The following is a 19939-nucleotide window of genomic DNA, read 5'->3' on the forward strand; positions in this document are numbered from 1 at the left end:
TCAGCCGGCGGTGCGCTCGGCGGCCCGGTCCACGGGCTCCGCCACCTCCCCGGCGGCGGCGCCGTGCTCCGTACGGCCGCCGAGCACCACCGGCAGGATCGCCAGCAGTCCGGCCACCGCCATCGCGCAGCCGATCCACAGCGGGGAGGTCAGCCCCAGATCCGCGTCGATGGCCAGACCACCCGCCCAGGGGCCGACCACCACTCCGACATTCACCGCCGAGGCGTTGACCGTGGACACCAGCGGCCCCTCGTTGGAGACCTGGATCACCCGGGTGCTCATCACGGGGCTGAGCGGCAGCCCGATCAGCCCGAGCACCGCGACCGCGGCCAGCGTCGCCGCCGGATCGCGCGCCACCAGCGCGAACACCGCCAGCACCACGGCCAGGGCGGCGAAGCCCCAGCCGAGCATCGGCATCATGTACCGGTCGGCGAAACGGCCCATGACCATGTTCCCGATGATCGTGCCGGCCCCGAAGAGCCCGAAGAGCCAGGGCACCGCCGAGGGCGGAAAGCCGGTGACATCGACGAAGATCGGCGAGAAGTAGCTGTTCGCCGCCATGATCGCGCCGATGATCAGGGCATTGGTGCCGTACGCGGCCCAGAGCGGGCCATTGCGGAAGGCCGCCAGCTCCCCCCGGACATCGAGCCGCTCCGCCGCCCCGGTGGCGGGCACGAGACGCGCCACGGCGAGCGCGCTCAGCGCGGCGAGTCCGGCCACCGCCCAGAAGCTGGCCCGCCAGCCGAAGTGCTGGTCGACCAGGGTCGCCGCGGGGAGTCCCACGACATGCGCGACCATCAGACCGCCGAAGAGGGTGGCCAGCGCCCGGCCGCGCCGCTCGGACGGGACCAGCCGCACACTCACCGCGACCGCGATCCCGAAGAACGCCGAGGCGGCGAGCGCCGTGACGATCCGGGCGACGACGAGCACCCAGAACTGCTCGGCCAGCGCGCCGAGCGCCTGCCCGGCCACGAACACGGCGAGCAGACCGGTGAGCGCGGCCTTGCGGGGGACGCGCAGCAGCGCGACCGTCAGCACCGGGCCGCCCACCACCATGCCCAGCGCGTAGACGGAGATCAGATATCCGACGGTGGACACCGAGACACCGAACTCGGCGGAGAGACTGGGCAGCAGGCCCGCGATCATGATCTCCGTCGTGTTGAGACTGAAGACCGCGACCCCGAGCACCGTGATGGCAACAGGCATGAGGACTCCGCTTTCGCTGTCCCGGCCGGCGTCACGCGCGGCCGGGCCGGCCGGGGCGGTGTCCGCCCCGGCCGAGGTGGTCCGAAGGGTTCCCGGCCGGGGCGCGGGAGAGGGAAGGGTCCGCTCGGCGGCCCGGGGCCGGGCGGGTGCCGCGCGGTCACGGGCGGGCGGGTGCCGCGCAGTCACGGGCGGGCGGCGGACCGCAGCTCCTCGATGCGCCGCGCCAGCTTCTCCGCGCTGTCGTACCGGAAGATCTCCTCCACCGGGATGTCCACGCCGAAGACCGTCCGCAGACCGGCGGCGAGCCGGACGAAGTGGAGCGAGGTTCCGCCCTGCTGGAGGAATCCCTCGTCCGGCGCGCACTCCCGCGTACCGATGACGTCCTGCCAGGTGCGGAGCACCGCGGCGACCAGGGGGCCGGGCGCGCCGTCGCCGTCGCCGCCCCGGGCCGTGGCGGCGGGCCGGGACGGGGCATCGGGGGCGGTCAGCCGGCTCCGGTCGATCTTTCCGTTCACATTCACCGGGAACTCGGTGAGCCGGTGGAAGGCGGACGGGATCATATAGTCCTGCACCGTGTCCCGGAGATGGCCGATGAGGTCGCCAGCGGGCGGGCGGACGCCGTCGCGGGTGGTGTAAAAGGCGATGAGCCGCTTCTGCGAGACCGCGTCGCCGTCCGCCTTGACCACCACCCGGTCGATGTCCGGATGGGCCCTCAGGGCCAGTTCCACCGCTCCGGTCTCCACACGGAAGCCCCGGATCTTGACCATGCCGTCCGCGCGCCCGATGAGCACGATGTCCCCTTCGGCGGTGGTCCTGGCCCGGTCGCCGGTGCGGTAGATCACCCCGCCGTCCGGCCCCGGGCGGCGGACGAACCGCGCCTTCGTCAGCGCTTCGTCGCCGGTGTAGCCGAGGGCGACACCGGCGCCGCCGATGCACAGCTCCCCCGGGGTGCCCGGCGGGCAGGGGCGGAGCTGTTCGTCGAGGACCTCGGCGGTCATCCCGGGCAGCGGCCGGCCGACCGGCACCGGCTCCGTGGGGCTGAGCGCGGCGGGGTCGGTGTGCACCGGGTGGACGGTGACGAGGGAGGAGCCCTCGGTGCATCCGTAGACGTTGTAGACGGCGGCCGGTGTCGCGGCGACGGCCCGGGCCAGATGGCCGGGCGAGGGGAAGTCGCCGCTGACGGTGATGACGCGCACCCCGGCGAGGGCGCGGGGATCGTCGTCGACCAGGAGGTTGAACAGCCCGCAGGGCAGGCTCAGAAAGGTCACACCGTGCCGCTCGACGACCGCCCGCAGCTCCGGCACGGTCGGCACCCCCGGGGGCGGGATCACGAGCCTGGCGCCGTGCAGCAGGCTCTGCCAGATCTCGATGGTCGAGGCCGCGAAGGAGAACGCCGCCTGCTGGAGGAAGCAGTCGTGCTCGGTGATGCGCAGTTCCTCGCTGTGCCCGGCGAGCCGGGCGAGGCCCCGGTGCGCGATGCGGACCCCCTTGGGCGTTCCGGTCGAGCCGGAGGTGAACAGGAGCAGCGCGGGGTCCTCGGGGTCCACCGCCACGTCCGGTCCGCCCGGCTCGCCGGGGCCGGTGCGCGTGTCCCGGGCGGTGAGCCCGCCGGCCGGGACGCCCCGCAGGCCGTCCCCGAAGCCGTCCGGGCTCTCCCCGTCCCGGTGCACCACCAGGGCGAGGCCGGCCTCCCGGGCGACGCGCCGGACCACGGGCCGGGGGTGTGCGGGGTTGAGCGGGACCAGGCAGCCGCCCGCCTTGAGCACCGCCAGCATCACCACGTACAGCTCGATCGAGCGGACCAGGTGGAGGCCCACCCGGTCGCCCGGCGCCACCCCCGCCCGGCGCAGCGCGCGGGCGGCCTCGCCGGAGCGGCGGTCCAGTTCGCCGTACGAGACGCGCTCGTCGCCGTACTCCAGTGCTGTTCTGTCCGCGTGCCGTGCCACCACGTCCGCGAAGACCCCGGTGAGGGTCCCGGCAACGGATACATCCGCCGACAACGCTCCGGGCATTCTCCGACTCCTCTCCATCGCCGCCACTCCCGCCATCGAGGGGCGGAACATCACTCATTCAGATATTTTCCTTGAGGAAACAACCTTGGGAGATATCGACAGCCGATGTCAAGTCCACCCCGGACAGGGCTCCGTTGGCGCGACCACGCATATGCGCCACCCACACCCCGGCAGCGAGTCGACAAACAAGAGACCATCTGATTTCCTTATGGAAATCATCACGGGAATCACCTGTACCGGAGAGAGCGCACCCCACCCCGTCCCGCGGATTCCAGGAGGCGTTTCATGACCAGGCCACTCCCCCGCCCGGCCCGGCCCCCGGGCCCCTCGGCCGGTGAACTGATCGGCCGTCTCGTGTCCGGCCCCCGGCCGCCCGCCTTCGCGCTGCTGCGGCGCGCGGCGCCGTCGGCCGGCGGCCGGGCCGGGCCGGTCGAACTGCTGCTGGGCACGGTCACCCGGGCCGACCGGATCGGCGACATCCCGCTCCCCGCCACCGGGACCGGCCCGTCCGCGCTGGCGCTCGTCCCCTTCCGGCAGATCGCCGAACGCGGCTACGCGTGCCACGACGACGCGACCCCGTTGCAGGTCCTGGCGGTGAAGGAGAGCCACACCCTCGATCCCGACGCGCTGCTGGAAGCCCTCCCCCGGGTGCCGGTCCCGCTCCGGGACGCGGCCTTCGACCTCGACGACGACGCCTACGCGGACACCGTGGAACGCATCATGCGGGAGGAGATCGCCCCGGGCACCGGCGCCAACTTCGTCATCCGGCGGGACTTCACCGCCCGCGCCGACGGCTTCGGCCCGGCCGGGGCGCTCACCCTGTTCCGCCGGCTGCTGACCGCCGAGACGGGCGCCTACTGGACCTTCTGCGTCCACACCGGCCCGGCGGCGGACGGCGGCGACGGCCGCACCCTGGTGGGCGCCAGCCCCGAGGCGCATGTGCGGGTGCGGGACGGACAGGTGGTGATGAACCCGATCAGCGGCACCTACCGCTACCCCGCCGCCGGACCGGACACCGAGAGCCTGCTCGCCTTCCTCGACGACCCCAAGGAGCGGGACGAACTCTCCATGGTGGTGGACGAGGAGCTGAAGATGCTCTGCTCCGTCGCCGACCGGGACATCCGGGTGCACGGCCCCTATCTGCGGGAGATGGCCCATCTCGCGCACACCGAGTTCGAGATCCGGGGGCACGGCAGCCGCGATGTCCGCGAGGTGCTGGCCCGCACCATGTTCGCCGCGACCGTCACCGGCAGCCCGCTGGAGAGCGCCTGCCGGGTGATACGCCGGTACGAGCCGTCGGGGCGCGGCTACTACGCGGGCGCGCTGGCGCTGTTCGGCCGGGACTCGGAGGGGGAGCCCTGGCTGGATTCGCCGATTCTGATCCGTACCGCCGACATCTCCCCCGGCGGTGAGCTGCGGGTGTCGGTCGGGGCCACCCTGGTACGGGACTCCGAGCCGCGCTCGGAGGTGGCGGAGACCCACGCCAAGCTCGCGGGGGTGCTCGGCGCGCTCGGTGTCACCGAGCGCCCCGCCCGCACCCGGGGCGCGGAACCGGCCGCCGGGTCGCTGCGCACCCCGGAGGTGCTGGCGGTCCTGGCCGGACGGCGCGGGAACATGGCCCCGTTCTGGCTGGACCCGGCGCGGCGCGCCCCCGGCGAACGGGCGAGCCGGCCCCCGGTGCCCGGGAAGGTGCTGGTGATCGACGCCGAGGACGACTTCACGGCCATGCTGGCGCATGTGCTGCGGTCGGCCGGACTGGTGACACGGGTCCTGCCGTACGACGACCCGGGGCTGGACCGGGCCCTGGACCGGCACCGGGGAGCGGTCGTCCTCGGCCCCGGGCCCGGTGATCCCACCAGCGGTACGGACCTCCGCATCGGCGCGCTGCGGACCCTGGCCGCCGAGCTGCTGGGCCGGGCGCGCTCCGGGGGCGGCCCGCTGGTGGGGGTCTGCCTCGGCTTCCAGCTCGTCTCCGCCGCCCTCGGTCTGCCGGTACACCGCAGCGCACGCCCGCTCCAGGGCGCGCAGCGCACGGTGGACCTGTTCCACGAGCGGGTGACGGCCGGCTTCTACAACTCGTTCTCCGTACGGGCCGACGCGGGGCGGGAACGCGCGCTGCGGGACGAGGGGGTGGAGCTGTCCCGGCACGCGACGACGCGGGAGGTGACGGCGGTCCGCGGGCCGGGCTTCGCCGGGGTGCAGTTCCACCCCGAGTCCGTGCTCAGCCTCTCCGGCCCCCGGACCCTGCTGTGGCTGCTCGGCGAGGCGTGCCGGGCCCGTCCCGGGGCCCCCGCGCCGGAGCGGGCGGCGGCCCGGTGAGCTGAGCCCGGGACGGGGCCGGAGGGGGCGGCGGCGCCCGCCCCCTCCGGCCCCGTCGCGCCGCCCGTGAGCGGGCTCCGGCGCTGACCCCCTGCGGTAAAGTGTTTTCCCTGGGGAAAAGATGTGGGAAGTGGAGTGACAGAGATGACCGGACCGGAGACCGCACCCGCGCCGAGAAGCGGGGCCCCGAGTCTGGAGGACGCCCTCTCCTTCCTCCAGTGCGTGCTGGTGGCCCGGCGCACCAGCGCCAGCCCGGAGCCGATCAACTGGCAGCAGTACGACGTGCTGGAGATGCTGCGCATCCGGGGCGCCATGACCCCCTCCCTGCTCAGCGAGTCCCTCGGGGTGTCCCGGCAGACGATCTCCAAGTCGCTCCGGGTGGTGAAGGACCTGGGGCTGGTGGAGCAGGCAGCGCTGGGCGACGACCGGCGCGAGCAGACGACGTCGCTGACGCACGAGGGTCATGTCTTCCTCTCCCGCAGTGCCCGTGGCCGCCGTGAGAACGCGCGGGCGGCGATGGACGCGCTGGGTCCGGATGAACGGGAGGCGTTCGCCGAGATGTGCCAGAGGACGGCGGACGCCATCAAGGGTCTGCTGCACGAGCGCCCGGCCGGCCGGGGCTGACCGAACCGACCGGGCTGACCGAACCGACCGGGCCGACCGGGCCGACCGCCACAGGGCCCCGGCCGGACCCCGTACCGAGGCGGGCGCGCGGGGGCGGGCGCGGCGGTCAGCGCGGCCGGTCCGCGCGCGGTGACCGCCGCGCCGGGGGACGCTACGGGCGCGCCCGCCCCTCGGCGCCCACCCGCTCCCGGGTGGTCTGCTGCCAGTGCGCGGCCACGGCGACGGCCTGCATCAGATTGAGCCTCGGATCGCACAGGGTGCGGTAGCGCGGCCCCCGGACGGGAGTCACCCCGGCCCCCGCGCACTCGGTGATGTCCTGCGGCGAGGACTCGATGTGGAGCCCCGCGCCCACCCCGCCGCCCTCGGACACGGCCGCCAGGAAGCCCCGGATCTCGTTCATGATGTCGTCGAGCCTGCGGACCTTCAGCCCGTCGCCGTCCTGCACGGTGTTGCCGTGCATGGGGTCGCACATCCACAGCACCGGGTGACCGGCCCTGCGCACGGCCCGCACCAGGGGGGCCAGCAGCCCCACCCGGGCGGCGCCGAAGCGCGGGACGAGCGTCAGCCGGCCCGGGGCGCGGTGCGGGTCGAGCAGCGCGCACAGCTCCCGTAACTCCCCGGCGGTGGTGTCCGGGCCCACCTTGCACGCCACCGGGTTCTCCAGCTCGGCCAGCAGCCGGACATGGGCGCCGCCGGGCTGCCGGGTGCGCTCGCCGATCCACGGCCAGTGGGTGGAGGCCAGATAGTGGCCGCCATCGCCGGTCGGCCGGACCAGCGGCCCCTCGTAGTCGAGGAGCAGCGCCTCGTGGCTGGTCCAGATCCGCTCCAGCGGGTCGGCACCGGCCCCCCGGCCGAGGGTGTCGAGCGCGCGGTGGACGCGGGCGGCGGCCGTGCGGCACTCCAGCATCCGCGCCGGGTCCGCCCGCCGGGCCCGGAGGGTGGGTTCCGGCCCGTTGACGAGGGGCCCCCGGAAGACCGGGAGGCTGACCCCGTCCCTCGTCTCGTACGGCCGGGAGCGCGGTTTGGCGAACTGCCCGGCGAGCCTGCCCACCCGGACGACGGGGCGGTCAGCGCCGACCCGCATGATGTCGCCGAGCACATCCAGCATCCCGGCCTTGAGCGCCACATCGGACTCGGCCGACTCGGCCGGGTCCTCGGCGCAGTCGCCGGCCTGGAGAAGGCACAGCTCACCGGCGGCGGCCCGGGCCAGCAGCCCGGCGAGCTGCCGTACCTCCGCGAGGCCGACGGGCGCCCTGGCCCGCGTCAGCCGGGCGCGCACGGACGCGGCGCGCTCGGGTTCCGGCCAGTCGGGCTGCTGCCGCGCGGGCAGCGCCAGGGCGCGGTCCACCTCGGTTCGGGTGGGACGGACTCCGGTCGGGACACGGTCGGTCACAGTCGTTCCCCATCTTCTTGAGGTCCCGGACACCGCCGTGGGGCGGTACCGGCTCGGCGCCGCGCGGCGTCGGCCGCGCGGCGGGGTTCAGTCGAGCTCGCCGGTCTCCCGGAAGAAGCCGATCATCCTGGCCACGGCCGCCGCGTCGATGGGCGGGCACTCCATCCCGACGGCGCGCAGCGCCCGGACGGTCGCGCCGTTGGCGTAGGTGTTCCCGCCCAGCTCCAGCGCTCCCTCGCGGAAGAGGGGCACCGCGGCGGCGAGAGCGTTCTGCCCGCCGGCGGCTGCCGACTCCTCCAGGCGGCGGAACCACTCATCGGCGGGCAGGATCTCCAGTGGCCTGCCGCCGCGCCGGATCGCCGTGTGCACGACGTCGAAGGAGACGGGGCGGGGGTGGAACAGATGGAAGGTCTCATCGGGCAGCGCGGTGCGGCGGGAGAGCCGCACCATGGCGCGGCTGACGAAGTCGACCGGCAGCAGATCGGTGGTCATCGTCTCCGGCGGTGGTGCCGAGCCCAGTTGGACGAAGCTCTTGATCTGCCGCCAGAGGAAGTCATCGGCCTGGCAGGCGCCGGTCGCGCTGTCCCCGGCGATCCGGCCGATGCGGTAGAGGGTCACCGGGACGCCCCGTTCGCGGGCCAGCAGGGCCAGCCGTTCGGCGACCCATTTGCTCTGGGTGTAGCCGATGCCCAGGTGCCGGTCGTCCTCCGGGACGCTCTCCTCGGTGATGACGCCCGGGCGGGCGGCCGGGGAGAAGACGGCGATGGTGGAGGCGCAGTGGAGCGGCACCGGGCGTCCGCCGGCCGTGCAGAGTTCCAGCAGGGCCCTCATGCCGTCCACGTTGGCCGCCTTCACGGAGGCGTAGGGGGCGACGAAGTTGATGTGGGCCGCCGCGTGGTAGACGGCTCCGACGCGGGCGGCGAGCGTCTCGTGCGTCCTCTCGTCGAGGCCGAGGCGGGGCGCGGCCAGATCGCCGGGCACCGGTATGACCCGGGGGTCCCCGAGGTCGTGTCCGAGCCGGTAGCGCGCCGCGGACTCGGCGAGCCGGCGCCGTGCGCTCCGCGCGTCGGGGGCGCGGACGAGGCAGTGCACCCGGGCGCCGGTCCGCTCCAGCAGATCCCGCAGCAGATAGGTGCCGAGGAAGCCGGTGGCCCCGGTCAGCAGGACGTCGCCGCTCTCGCGGGTGAGTCCTCCGCTGTCCGCGATCCGCCGGTGCGGCGCGGCGCCGGTCACGGTGTCGGGCAGCCGGATGTCGGCGCGGGGATCGGGTCCCGGCGCGGGCCCGGCCGGACGCCGGCCGCCGGCGGCGCGGTGGGCCTCCACGGTGGCGGCCATCCCGGCGACGGTGGGCCGGGCCAGCAGTTCGCGCAGTCCGATGCCGGCGCCGAAGTCCTTCCTGAGCCGGTGGACGAGCCGGGTCGCCAGGATGGAGTGGCCGCCGAGGGCGAAGAAGTCATCGTGCGCCCCGATGGAGGCGGTCGTCAGCAGTTCGCCCCAGCGGTCGGCGATCTCCCGCTCGACGGGGGTGCGGGGCGGCGCGGAGGCCGTCCGGGCCGTGGGGTCGAACAGGGCGGGCAGCGCCTTGCGGTCGATCTTGCCGCTGGGTGTGGTGGGGATGCGGTCCAGCCGGACGAAGTGGGAGGGCACCATGTAGTCGGGCAGCACCTCGCCGAGGAGCGCGCGCAGGCCGTCGGTGTCGGTGTCCTCCTCTGTGGCGAGGAAGGCGACCAGCCGCTTGTCCCCGCCGTCGAAGGGCACGGCGGCGACGGCGGACGCGGCCACGCACTCCAGGCCGTTGAGCGCGGACTCGATCTCGGAGGGTTCGACGCGGTAGCCCCTGATCTTGACCTGGCTGTCCACCCGGCCGAGGTACTCGAAGTCGCCGCCGGCGCCGATCCGGGCGAGGTCCCCGGTGCGGTAGAGCCGCAGCTCGCGGTCGGCGCGGCCGGCCCTGGCGCCCGAGGCGGTCCGGCCGTACCGGAGGAACCTCTTGCGGGTCTCGTCGGGCAGCCCGTTGTAGCCGGGGGAGATCAGTTCGCCCCCGAGGTGGAGTTCACCGGTGACACCGGGCGGCACCAGATTGCCCGCGCCGTCCAGGGCGAGCATCGAGAAGCCGGGGAGCGGGCGGCCGATGGCGGCGGCCTCGGCCCAGCCGCCGGGGTCGGCCGGGAGCCGGTGGGCGGAGACCACATGGGTCTCGGAGGGGCCGTACATGTTCCAGAGCCGGGCCTCGGGGTGGGTCCGGAAGAACTCCCTGATCTGCGGGGAGACCACGAGCTGTTCGCCGGTGGACACGACCTCCCGCAGGGCCTCCAGCCGCACTCCGTCGGCGGTCGCCAGGGCGGCGAGCTGCTGGAGCGCGATGTACGGGAAGTAGGCACGGGCGATGCGCTCACGGGCCATGAACCCGGCGAGCCGGTGCAGGTCCTTCTGGAGCTCCTCCGGTATCAGCACCAGCGTCCCGCCGCCGCAGAGGGTGCCCAGGATCTCCTGGATGGAGACGTCGAAGGAGAGGCTCATGTACTGGAGGGTGCGTTCGCCGGGGCCCACCGGCGTGACGGAGAGCTGGTACTCGACGAGCGCGGCGATGGTGGCGTCGTTCAGCACGACACCCTTGGGGGCGCCGGTGGAGCCGGAGGTGTAGATGACGTAGAACTCGTCGCCGGAGGTCTTGACGGTGCCCGGGTCGGTCGCGGGCCGGGCGTCGGTCTCGGCGGCCCGCTCGTCCAGCGGGAACAGCTCCGGGCCGTCGGGGAGCCGGCCGGCCAGCGCGGTCTCGGTGACCACGAGCCGGACCCGCGCGTCCCGCAGCACATAGCCGGTGCGCTCCTGCGGGTAGGAGGGGTCGATCGGCACATACGCGGCGCCGGACTTGAGGATGCCGAGCAGTCCCACCACCATCTCCGGCGAGCGGCGCAGGAACACACCCACCCTGCTGCCCGCGGCGATGCCCCGGGAGCGCAGCACATGGGCCAGCCGGTTGGCGCGCCGGTCCAGCTCCCGGTAGGTCAGGGTGCGGTCGCCGTGGACGAGCGCGACGGCGTCGGGGGTGCGCGCGGCCCGCTCCCGGAAGCGGTCCATGACGGGCCGCGGCGCGGGCCCGCCGCGGGGCCGGGTGCAGCGGGCGAGCAGCTCGCGCTCCTCCGTGTCGTCCAGCAGCCGGACCTCGCCGAGCGGGGTTCCGGGCCGGTCGGCGAACTGGTTGAGCACGGTGCGCAGATGGCGCCCCACGGCCTCGGCGGTGGTGTGGTGGAACAGGCTCGCGTCGTACTCGACGACACCGCTCAGCCCTCCGTCACCGGTGCGGTCCTCGATGAGCAGGGAGAGGTCGTACTTGGCGCTGTGGCCGGCGTACGGCTCCGTGTCCACGGGCAGACCGAGGCGGTCGAAGAGCCCGCCGTCGCCGTCCGGCATGACGAACAGGGTCTGGAAGACGGGAGGGTGGCTGGTGCTGCGCTCCGGCTCGACGCGCCGGATGATCCGGTCCAGCGGGGCGTGCTTGTGCCGCAGGGACGAGACGACGTCGTCCTTGGCCGACCGCAGCAGCTCCCGCAGCTCGGTGGCGTCCTCGAAGCGGTGCCGGGTGACGATGGTGTGGACGAGGTAGCCGATGACGCCGTGCAGCGCCGGGGTGTCGCGGAGCGAGGCGGGGCTGCCGATGAGGACCTCGGACTGCCGGGTGTACTTGTGCAGCAGGACCGCGTACGCCGACAGCATCAGCATGTAGAGGGTGACACCCTCCTCGGCGGCGCGCCGTCGCAGCCGCTCCGTCAGCTCCGCCGGGAGGATGAACCGGTGGCTGCCGCCCTCGTGGGTGCGGACGGCGGGGCGGGGCTTGTCGAGAGGGAGATCGAGGAGGGGCAGCGGCCCGGCGAGCTTCTCCTGCCAGTACGGGAGCAGGGTTTCCAGGGCGCGTTCGTCCACGGTGCGGCGCTGCCGGTCGACGAACTCGCGGTACTGGACGGGTGCGGGGCGGTCGTCTTCGCCGGGGCCCTCGCGCAGCCGCAGATATCCGGTGAACCAGTCGTCGAGCAGGATGCCGGCGGATGTGGCGTCGAAGACGATGTGGTGCACATTGCACAGCAGCCGGACGCGCTCCCGAGGGTCCACGGCGCAGACGACGCGCACCAGAGGGCCTTCGGCCAGGTCGAAGGGGGTGTCCATGACCCGGCGGACGATCCTGTCGTACTCCTCGTCATCCGTGTACCGCTCGACGGAGAAGTCGGCGCGGGGTTCCCCGGAGATCCGCTGGACGAGTGCGCCGTCCTCCATGGCGAAGGTGGTGCGCAGTGACTCGTGCCGGACGACGGTGCGGCGCAGCGCCCGTTCCAGGAGTCCGGTGTCGACCGGGAAGCGGGGGCGCAGCACGATCGGTGAGTTGTAGATGGCGGAGTTGGTGACGGACTGGTCGGTGTACCAGAGGCCGGTCTGGCCGTACGAGGCCGGAATCGCGCTGTCGTCCCGGGTGTCCGGGGACGGGGGGCCGGCCGGGCCGGGCGGTGCGGCGGCGCGGGCCGGCGGGACGCGTAACTCCTCCACCCGGGCGGCGAGTTCCCCCAAGTCGGGCTGGGCGGCGATCTCCTCGGGGCCGATGTCGACGTCGAGCACGCTGCGCAGCGTGGTCGCGAACTCGGCGATGTGGGTTCCCCGCTCGCCGGCCCGCCCCTCGGCGGTGGCGGGGGCGGGGAAGTCCCCTTTCCCGGCGATTCCTTTCCATATATCCACGACCACAGACTCCAGCGGGCTCGGCATTACCCCACCGCCTTCCGTTTCGATGGTTCGGACACGTTTCGGGCATGGCTTGAGAATTCAGATGGTTTCCAGAAGGAAATCACTATGGCCCGCTCCGTCGAGACGTGTCAAGTCGCCGGCCCTCCGCCCCCCGTGGCGCCTTCCGGGCCCCGCCTCCGGGCCGGCCCCGTGGCCAACTCCCTTGATCCTGAGGGTGGTTCCGCGCATGGTGGCGCCCGGCGCCGCGCGGTCGCCGCGTCGCGGGGGCAGCCAGGCTTCAGGGTTCCCAGGGCGGTGCGGAGTATTCCCGCGACCGCGGCACCTCTTGTCACGCGTCGTCGAATTCCCCGGGGAGCACGGAAGACGCCCCCGGTGGAGGATCACATTCCGAACGACGGGGAGAGAGGAGAGGGATGCGAGGGAGGAACCGAAAAGGGAGGAATGCGGGACAGGCGCGGGGAGCGGTTCGGGGCGGTCCCGGTCACGGCGTTCCGCGCCGCAGGAGCTGCTCCATGGTGGCGACCTCGTCGGTGAGGGACCCGCGCCGGGCGCGCGGGCCGCAGCCCTGGACCAGGCGGGTGTAGTCGGCCGCGGCACGGCTGACGCGGTCGCCCAGGGCCGCGCCGCTGTCGCGGGAGCCGAAGTCGTCGGTGGCGGCGTAGACACCCCGGGGGGACACGATGGCGTGCAGATACGAGAAGAGCGGACGGAGGGCGTGCTCCAGGACGAGGCTGTGCCGTTCGGTGCCGCCGGTCGCACCGATGAGCACGGGCATGTCGGCGAGGGTGTCCTCCGGCAGGACGTCGAAGAAGGACTTGAAGAGCCCGCTGAAGGAGGCGTTGAAGGCGGGGGTGACCGCGATGACGCCGTCGGCGCCCGCCACCGTGCCGTACGCCTTCTCCAGGGGTTCGGTGGGGAATCCGCTCAGCATCGCGTCGATGATCGCGCGTCCCAGCGGGCGCAGTTCGACGAACGAGGACTCGACCGCGGCACCGGCCGCGGTGAGTTCCGTGCGGACGGACGCCTCCAGCCGGTCGGCCAGCAGCCGGGTCGAGGAGGGTTCCCGCAGCCCGCCCGTGATGATCGAGATCTTGACCGTCATCTCAGCCGCTCCCTCTCGGTGTGCCGTCGTCCGCCGCACCCCCCGGCCCGTCCGCCGCGTCGCGCACCCGCAGCAGCGACTGGTGTGTGGGGGCGTCGGGGGCGGCGGGGGAACGGCCGACGGCGAACTCCTCGCGGAGCACCGGCACGACCTGCTCACCCAGGAGATCGAGCTGTTCCAGCACCGTCTTGAGCGGCAGCCCCGCATGGTCCACGAGGAAGAGCTGACGCTGGTAGTCCCCGGCGTACTCGCGGAAGCCCAGGGTCTTGTCGATCACCTGCTGGGGCGAGCCCACCGCCAGCGGTGTGAGCGAGGTGAACTCCTCCAGCGACGGTCCGTGCCCGTAGACGGGCGCGTTGTCGAAGTAGGGCCGGAACTCCTCGACCGCGTCCTGGCTGCGGGGCCGGAGGAAGACCTGTCCTCCGAGCCCGACGATGGCGGCCTCGGGTGGGCCGTGCCCGTAGTGCTCGAAGCGCTCCCGGTACAGCTCGACCATCGTGCGGGTGTGGGAGGCGGGCCAGAAGATGTGGTTGGCGAAGAATCCGTCCCCGTGGAAGGCCGCCAGCTCCGCTATCTCCGGGGTGCGGATGGAGCCGTGCCAGACGAAGGGCGGAATGCCGTCCAGCGGGCGGGGGGCGAGGGTGAAGCTCTGGAGCGGGCCGCGCAGCTCGCCCTCCCAGTCGACCACCTCCTCGCGCCACAGCCGGCGCAGCAGCCCGTAGTGCTCGACGGTCAGGGGGATGGCCTTGCGGATGTCCTGGCCGAACCACGGGTACACCGGTCCGGTGTTCCCCCTGCCCAGCATCACATCGGTCCGTCCGTCGGCCAGGTGCTGGAGCACGCTGAAGTCCTCGGCGATCTTGACGGGATCGTTGGTGGTGATCAGCGTCGTGGAGGTCGAGAGGATGATCCGCTCCGTCATCGCCGCGATGAAGCCGAGCAGGGTCGTCGGCGAGGACGGCACGAAGGGCGGATTGTGGTGCTCGCCCGTGGCGAAGACGTCCAGACCGACCTCCTCCGCCTTGGCGGCGATGGTCACGGTGGCCCGGATGCGCTCCGCCTCGGTGGGCGCGCGGCCCGTGGTGGGGTCGGGTGTCACATCACCGACGGTGAAGATACCGAACTGCATACCACTCATCTCGCTGCCACTCTCCTTACCGGGGTGACGCGCGGCTCCGCCGTGCGGGGTCCTCCTCGCTCGTGCGGCAGCCGGCTGCCGGCCGCCGCGCCGTGTGTACGGCCCACTGCGCTCCGCTGCCCCGGCCGGTGTGCCCCGGCGGGAGGGGCGGTGGCTCCCTCCGGCGGTGGCTCCCTCGGCGAGCGGGGGTGACCACACCCGCCACATCGGCCTCATGGCTCACTTACCCATACCCCGTGGACCCCGGAATCGAACCGGCCTCCGGGCGCCGGCCGGCGCCGCCACCCCCTCGTCTCCGGGATTCACCGAGGTGAGAGGGGGTGCGAAGCGGGGGGCGGCGACTCTTCCGCGCTCCGGGGACGGGCGCCGGCGGTGACGGGTGCGCGGCCTCCGGGGCGGCGGGCGCGCGGCCCACCGCGGGGACGGGTCGGCGGGCGCGGCGGACCCGTGCGCGGCCCGGGTCCGCCGGCCGGGGACGGAGGGTGCGGTGCGCCGCGTCCAGCCGGCCGATCACCGCCCGAAGCCCCTGACCCCGACGAGGGCGCGGAGCTCCGCAAGACAGGCATCCAGTTGATTCAGCAACGAATCATCATCCCTCCGATACCACCACTGGGCTGGACATTCCCGGAGTGACATCGATGACACAGACCATCCGGCCGCCTCGCTTGACCCTCGGTCGCAGGCGTGTTTATCTTCGTTGCAGAACGAACTATCTGGCTCACTTGCGGTCGGCCCCGCGCAGCGTCCGCGCGGTGCCCCCCACCCCTGGGAGAGCGGTCACGCCCTCTCTCCCCCACCACCCGCACAGAGGACTCACGCACCATGACCGATCACCTCAAGCCCGGCACCCCCACGGACCGGCACCAGCTGGGCGCGGCGGGCATGCCGCTCAACACCCTCGCCGACTACCGCCCCATACCCGCCGACAGCTACGGCGCGCTCTTCCTGCCGGAGCGGCTCGCCAAGGGCTACCACGTCGAGGAGATCAACGACGGCGCCTACTACGTGACCTCCGGCGCCTACGACACCATGTTCGTCAGCACCGGCAACGGTGTGGTCGTGGTCGACGCCCCGCCACTGCTCGGCGAGAACCTCAACCGCGCGATCGCGGAGGTCACGGACGAGCCGGTCACCCACCTCATCTACAGCCACTGGCACTCCGACCACATCGGCGCGGCCGGTGTCTTCGCCGACGCCAAGCCCAAGGTCATCGCGCACGACTACACCCGCGAGATGATCCAGCGCTGGCCCGACCTCGGCGGCGAGCGCGGACTGCCGCTGCCCACCGACACCATCACCGAGAGCGACACCCTCGACGTCAACGGCGTCCGGTTCCATCTCGACTACCACGGTGTCAACCACACACCCGGCAACATCTTCATCTACGCCCCGCGGCAGAAGGCGCTCGCCGCGATCGACATCATCAGCCCCGGATGGAGCGCGTTCAAGCACTGCGACGCCTCCGAGAACATCCGCGGCTGGGCCGAGGCGCACGACTGGATTCTCGGCTACGACTTCAAGGGCGTCGTCTCCGGTCATGTCAACCGCTACGGCACCCCCGAGGACGCGAGGGCATCCCGCGACTACACCCACGACATCGTCGAGTTCTCCAAGGAGGCCCTCGACCACGGCCAGGAGTTCGAGTACATCGAGAGGATCGGCTTCTCCAACGCCTGGGTCCTGTGGGAGAACTACTTCAACGAGATGACCAACTACGTCACCCGGAAGACTCTGGAGAAGGTCACCGACAACGGCCAGACCTGGGCCCAGCGCCTCGCCGGCGCCGATGTCATGACCAAGTACCACGCCTACTCGGTCCTTGAGGCGCTCCGCCTGGAGTACGGCATGGTCTCCGGCTTCGAGAAGCTCATCCTCCCCCGGCCCCGCGGCTGAACCCGGCAGCGGCGGCCCCTCCGCGACTCTCCGCGACGGTCGCCCCCATGGCGTCCAGGACCCGGCCGAGGCCCTGGACGCCGGTGCCGTACGAGGCCCGGATCACCGGTCAGTCGGCGACCGCGGGTCCGCTCGCCGCCTCCGTGCCCGGCCGGGGGGCCTGCGCTCCCGTGGCCGGCGGGGTGTCGTTCCGGCCCTCCAGGACGGCAGCCGGCTCCAGCGGCGAGGCGATCTCCTGGTCCTTGCTGCGGGACGCCCAGTCGCGAATCCCGATGACCACCATGACGAAGAAGATGGCGTACACGATCCCGGAGAAGTAGAGCTCGGAGTGGATGGCCAGGGGCACTCCGACGAGGTCGACGGCGAGCCAGGCGAACCAGAACTCCACATACCGGCGGGCCTGGGTGTACATCGCCAGGATCGAGCCGACGAAGATCCAGGCGTCCGCGAGGACCATCCACCAGGGGGCACCCGGGTAGAACGACGCCTCGGTGGTCTTGAGCAGGGCGCCGAAGGCGAAGGTCCCGGCCACCATGGCGACCAGCAGCACACCGCGCACCCGCCACGATGCCCAGCGGACGTTGATCGCGCCTTCCTTCTCCCTGCTCCGCCGCCACGTCGCCCAGCCCCATGAGGCCGATGCTATGATCACAATCTGCCGGGCGGCATTGCCTCCGAGATCGACGTTCAGGCTCGCGATCAGCAGGAGCACCGATCCGGTGATCTGCACCGGCCAGGCCACCAGCGATCTTCGCAGCGCCAGCCAGACCGTCGCGAGCGCCAGGATGTTGCCGAGGAAGTCGGACCAGTAGACGGGGAAGCCGAAGAGGCTGAACTGGTCGTTCAACCACGCGAATGCACTCATTACTCACACCTTTGTTCGTTCGAAGCAAGGCTGGGAGTGGGGGGTTGGGACCGGACCGGGCCGGTCATGGCACGGGAACCGGCAGTGCGCGCCGATTCCGTGCGGAGTGCTGCCTCAGCGGGAGACGGTCTTCCGGTGCGCGGCGAGCGCCGCGGCGAGGACGCGGCGCCCGGGGCCGGAGGCGAGATGTGCCTCCGACCGCGCGACGTCCTGCCGGGCGGCGCTGATCAGATCGCCGGGCGATGCGAACTTCACCGTGTCCCGGATGCGCGCCACGAACCAGAGTCCGACGCGCTCTCCGTAGAAGTCATCCGATGTGTCGTGGCAGTACACCTCGACATGGACATCGGTCGTGTCACAGAAGGTCGGGTTCGACCCGATACTGACCGTCCCCGCGTGGACGATGCCGGTCGAGTGGCGTACGACCCAGCCGCTGTAGATCGCGGGCGGGGGGACCCGCGAGCCGGGGTCGGCCGCGACATTCGCGGTGGGGAACCCCAGCCCGTGACCCCGGCCGGCGCCGTGCACCACCGCACCCGTGAGGTGCGCGTGGACCGACGGGGTCTCATCCATGGGGGGTGAGCTCGCGGAACTGGCTGGTGTGGAAGACGAGCGGCTCCACACCGGAGAACAGCTCCGCCGTCAGCAGCTCCATCAGCACGATCTCGTGGTCGCCGCCGTCGTGGGTCGCGCTCACCCGGGCCGTCAGCCAGAGCGCGGCGTCCTCGATGACGACCGCGCCCTCGGGCGTCGCCTGCCACGCGACGCCGTCGAAGCGGTTGACCTCCCGGGACGCCAGCCGCCGGCAGAGCCCGCCCTGGCCCCGGCTGAGCACACTCAGCCCCAGGACGGGTGCCCCGGCGAGCCGGGGCCAGGTGGTCGAGGTGCGGGCCACGCTGACCGCGGCCATGGGCGGTTGGAGCGAGATCGAGACGAACGAACTCGCCGCGAACCCGACCGGTTCGTTCCCGCGCAGCGCGCTGATCGCGACGACACCGGTCGGGTAGGCCCCGAACGCCCGTCGCAGCGTCGCCGCGTCCAGTTCCGCCGGCGCGGACGCCCCCTGCGGGTTGTGGGCAGCGGTGGCCATGGTCTTCGACATCCTCTCGTCGCGCGTTCTGTTCTGTTCTCAGTGCCGGTACTGCGCTGCGGGGTGGCTGGCCGGCAGTGCGCGGTCGGATGCCCCGGTGAGGCGCTCGCGCAGGCTCTCGCCCCGCGTGTACTCCCCGCGGAAGACTCCGCGCGCCCGCAGGATCGGCAGGACCGACTCGACGAAGTCCGTCGTCGACACGGGCTGGACGGTCGGGGAGAGCAGGAAGCCGTCGAGGTCGGCGCCCTCGGCGAGCGCGCAGATCTCGTCGGCGATCTCCTCGGCCGTGCCGACGACCGGGCGCGCTCCGACGCCGTGGGTGTGCCAGTCCGCGAGGACATCGCCGACCGTCCGCCCGGCGAAGCGGGCCACCTGGGTCTGCGACAGCTCGGTGGAGAGAGCGGTCATGGGGGTCTCGGGCGCGTAGGACGAGAGGTCGAGGCCGGTGAACATCGCGTAGCTGGCGACGGTCACCTCGGAGCGCTGCGCGTCCAGGATCTGCCGGTAGCGCCGCTCCGCGTCGGATGTCGTCGCACCCACGACACAGGAGAACGCGGACATCACCTTCACGTCGTCGGCCCGGCGGCCCGCCTTGACCGCCTCCTGGCGGATGGAGGCGGTGTGCCCGGCGAGCTGCTCGACCGAGCCGCTCCCGACGAACATGCACTCGCCGTGCCGGCCGCCGACCCGGCGGCCCGCGGGCGATGCCCCGGCCTGGAACAGCACGGGCGTGCCCTGCGGGGAGCGCGCGGTGTTGCCGTACCCCTGCGAGCGGAAGAACGGGCCCTTGTGCGTCACGAGGTGCACCTTGGCGGGGTCCGCGAACCGTCCGCCCTTGTCCTTCTCCAGCGCGTCCGGCTCCCAGGCCCCTTCCCAGTACTTGTAGACGAGATCGAGGAAGTCCTCGGCCATCCGGTAGCGGTCGTCGTGGTCCACCATCTCCATGCCGAACGCCTTGACGGCGGTGTCGGCGGTGCCGGTCGTCACGATGTTCCAGCCGATGCGGCCACCGGAGAGCTGGTCGAGCGTGGCCATGCGGCGCGCGAAGGCGTACGGGGGTTCCACCAGGGCCGAGCCCGTCATCACGAGACCCAGGTCGGTCGTCGTGGAGAGCAGCGCGGACGCCACGACTATCGGGTCGAGACGCGGGAGGTCGAGGGTCTCCTCCGTGGCGATGGGCGGGCGCGTGCCGTCGATCTCGGACCAGCCCCAGGCGTCGGCGAGGAACAGGAAGTCCAGTTTGGCGTCCTCGCAGACAGCGGCGAGCTCGCGCCAGTACTCAAGGGTGTCGAAGAGGTGCCGCCGGCTGTCGGGGTGGCGCCAGGTGGCCGTACCGCTCGCGTTGGTCTGCGCGTTCTCGAACACGCCGATCCTGAGGTTTCTCATGGGTGGTTCTCCGTTGTGCTGGTGGTGGACTCGCGAGGTGTCCGGGGCAGGGGTGTTCGCGGTACGCCGGGCCGGGCCGTGTGCCGCGCGGCGGTCCGCCGGCCGCGGCCCGGGGGCCGGTGCCGTGTCCGGGCGGGCCGGCGGGAACACCGCGGAAGGGGGCCGTCGCCATCCACGGTA

At 72.7% G+C, this 19939-nt stretch carries 13 protein-coding genes; 3 read left to right on the forward strand and 10 right to left on the reverse strand.

The annotated features are described in order from the left end of the window. Both ACWCRA_RS08715 and ACWCRA_RS08720 read right to left on the reverse strand, forming a co-directional pair. Positions 1-1206, reverse strand: coding sequence for an MFS transporter (locus ACWCRA_RS08715; RefSeq protein ID WP_451067107.1), 1206 nt, complete (start codon positions 1204-1206; stop codon positions 1-3). A 182-nt stretch (positions 1207-1388) separates the two neighbouring features. Further along, a complete protein-coding gene (locus ACWCRA_RS08720; RefSeq protein ID WP_451067108.1) occupies positions 1389-3218 on the reverse strand; it encodes a non-ribosomal peptide synthetase in 1830 nt (609 codons plus the stop codon). A gap of 285 nt (positions 3219-3503) precedes the next feature. Here ACWCRA_RS08720 and ACWCRA_RS08725 point away from each other — a divergent pair, with 285 nt between their 5' ends. Both ACWCRA_RS08725 and ACWCRA_RS08730 read left to right on the forward strand, forming a co-directional pair. Further along, positions 3504-5537 (forward strand): anthranilate synthase family protein, encoded by a 2034-nt coding sequence (locus tag ACWCRA_RS08725; RefSeq protein WP_451067109.1) that lies wholly within the window; start codon positions 3504-3506, stop codon positions 5535-5537. 144 nt (positions 5538-5681) lie between these two features. Then, positions 5682-6161 (forward strand): MarR family winged helix-turn-helix transcriptional regulator, encoded by a 480-nt coding sequence (locus tag ACWCRA_RS08730; protein ID WP_351542874.1) that lies wholly within the window; start codon positions 5682-5684, stop codon positions 6159-6161. 151 nt (positions 6162-6312) lie between these two features. Here ACWCRA_RS08730 and ACWCRA_RS08735 read toward each other — a convergent pair whose 3' ends face one another. The 4 genes from ACWCRA_RS08735 to ACWCRA_RS08750 form a co-directional block, all read right to left on the reverse strand. Further along, a complete protein-coding gene (locus ACWCRA_RS08735; protein ID WP_351542877.1) occupies positions 6313-7554 on the reverse strand; it encodes a 3-deoxy-7-phosphoheptulonate synthase in 1242 nt (413 codons plus the stop codon). Between the two features lie 87 nt (positions 7555-7641). After that, entirely contained in the window at positions 7642-12279 is a 4638-nt protein-coding gene (locus ACWCRA_RS08740; RefSeq protein WP_451067110.1) for a non-ribosomal peptide synthetase, read from the reverse strand. Positions 12280-12766: 487 nt separating this feature from the next. After that, on the reverse strand, positions 12767-13387 hold the full coding sequence (locus ACWCRA_RS08745; protein ID WP_451067111.1) for a CE1759 family FMN reductase: 621 nt from the start codon (positions 13385-13387) through the stop codon (positions 12767-12769). A gap of 1 nt (position 13388) precedes the next feature. Continuing rightward, a complete protein-coding gene (locus tag ACWCRA_RS08750) occupies positions 13389-14516 on the reverse strand; it encodes a CE1758 family FMN-dependent luciferase-like monooxygenase (RefSeq protein ID WP_451067150.1) in 1128 nt (375 codons plus the stop codon). Positions 14517-15347: 831 nt separating this feature from the next. Here ACWCRA_RS08750 and ACWCRA_RS08755 point away from each other — a divergent pair. Continuing rightward, entirely contained in the window at positions 15348-16418 is a 1071-nt protein-coding gene (locus ACWCRA_RS08755) for an MBL fold metallo-hydrolase (RefSeq protein WP_351542886.1), read from the forward strand. Positions 16419-16527: 109 nt separating this feature from the next. Here the strand turns inward: ACWCRA_RS08755 and ACWCRA_RS08760 are convergent, their stop codons facing one another. The 4 genes from ACWCRA_RS08760 to ACWCRA_RS08775 all read right to left on the reverse strand — a co-directional run bounded on the left by ACWCRA_RS08760 (position 16528) and on the right by ACWCRA_RS08775 (position 19759). Next, positions 16528-17283 carry a nicotinamide mononucleotide transporter family protein gene (locus ACWCRA_RS08760; protein ID WP_351542889.1) on the reverse strand — a complete coding sequence of 252 codons (756 nt, stop codon included), beginning with the start codon at positions 17281-17283 and terminating at the stop codon, positions 16528-16530. A gap of 114 nt (positions 17284-17397) precedes the next feature. Then, positions 17398-17856, reverse strand: coding sequence for a riboflavin kinase (locus ACWCRA_RS08765; protein ID WP_351542892.1), 459 nt, complete (start codon positions 17854-17856; stop codon positions 17398-17400). Further along, on the reverse strand, positions 17849-18373 hold the full coding sequence (locus ACWCRA_RS08770) for a flavin reductase family protein (RefSeq protein ID WP_351542895.1): 525 nt from the start codon (positions 18371-18373) through the stop codon (positions 17849-17851). The genes ACWCRA_RS08765 and ACWCRA_RS08770 overlap by 8 nt, the downstream gene beginning before the upstream one ends. Positions 18374-18412: 39 nt before the next feature. Beyond that, positions 18413-19759, reverse strand: coding sequence for an NtaA/DmoA family FMN-dependent monooxygenase (locus ACWCRA_RS08775; RefSeq protein ID WP_351542898.1), 1347 nt, complete (start codon positions 19757-19759; stop codon positions 18413-18415). Positions 19760-19939 lie beyond the last annotated feature (180 nt).

The sequence above is a fragment of the Streptomyces sp. NPDC001889 genome, from assembly GCF_053594535.1.

Bases quoted from the DNA above. Each gene is read 5' to 3' on its own strand.
- ACWCRA_RS08715 (WP_451067107.1), bottom strand. From the start codon at position 1,206: ATGCCTGTTGCCATCACGGTGCTCGGGGTCGCGGTCTTCAGTCTCAAC.
- ACWCRA_RS08720 (WP_451067108.1), bottom strand. From the start codon at position 3,218: ATGCCCGGAGCGTTGTCGGCGGATGTATCCGTTGCCGGGACCCTCACC.
- ACWCRA_RS08725 (WP_451067109.1), top strand. From the start codon at position 3,504: ATGACCAGGCCACTCCCCCGCCCGGCCCGGCCCCCGGGCCCCTCGGCC.
- ACWCRA_RS08730 (WP_351542874.1), top strand. From the start codon at position 5,682: ATGACCGGACCGGAGACCGCACCCGCGCCGAGAAGCGGGGCCCCGAGT.
- ACWCRA_RS08745 (WP_451067111.1), bottom strand. From the start codon at position 13,387: ATGACGGTCAAGATCTCGATCATCACGGGCGGGCTGCGGGAACCCTCC.
- ACWCRA_RS08750 (WP_451067150.1), bottom strand. From the start codon at position 14,516: ATGCAGTTCGGTATCTTCACCGTCGGTGATGTGACACCCGACCCCACC.
- ACWCRA_RS08755 (WP_351542886.1), top strand. From the start codon at position 15,348: ATGACCGATCACCTCAAGCCCGGCACCCCCACGGACCGGCACCAGCTG.
- ACWCRA_RS08760 (WP_351542889.1), bottom strand. From the start codon at position 17,283: ATGAGTGCATTCGCGTGGTTGAACGACCAGTTCAGCCTCTTCGGCTTC.
- ACWCRA_RS08765 (WP_351542892.1), bottom strand. From the start codon at position 17,856: ATGGATGAGACCCCGTCGGTCCACGCGCACCTCACGGGTGCGGTGGTG.
- ACWCRA_RS08770 (WP_351542895.1), bottom strand. From the start codon at position 18,373: ATGGCCACCGCTGCCCACAACCCGCAGGGGGCGTCCGCGCCGGCGGAA.
- ACWCRA_RS08775 (WP_351542898.1), bottom strand. From the start codon at position 19,759: ATGAGAAACCTCAGGATCGGCGTGTTCGAGAACGCGCAGACCAACGCG.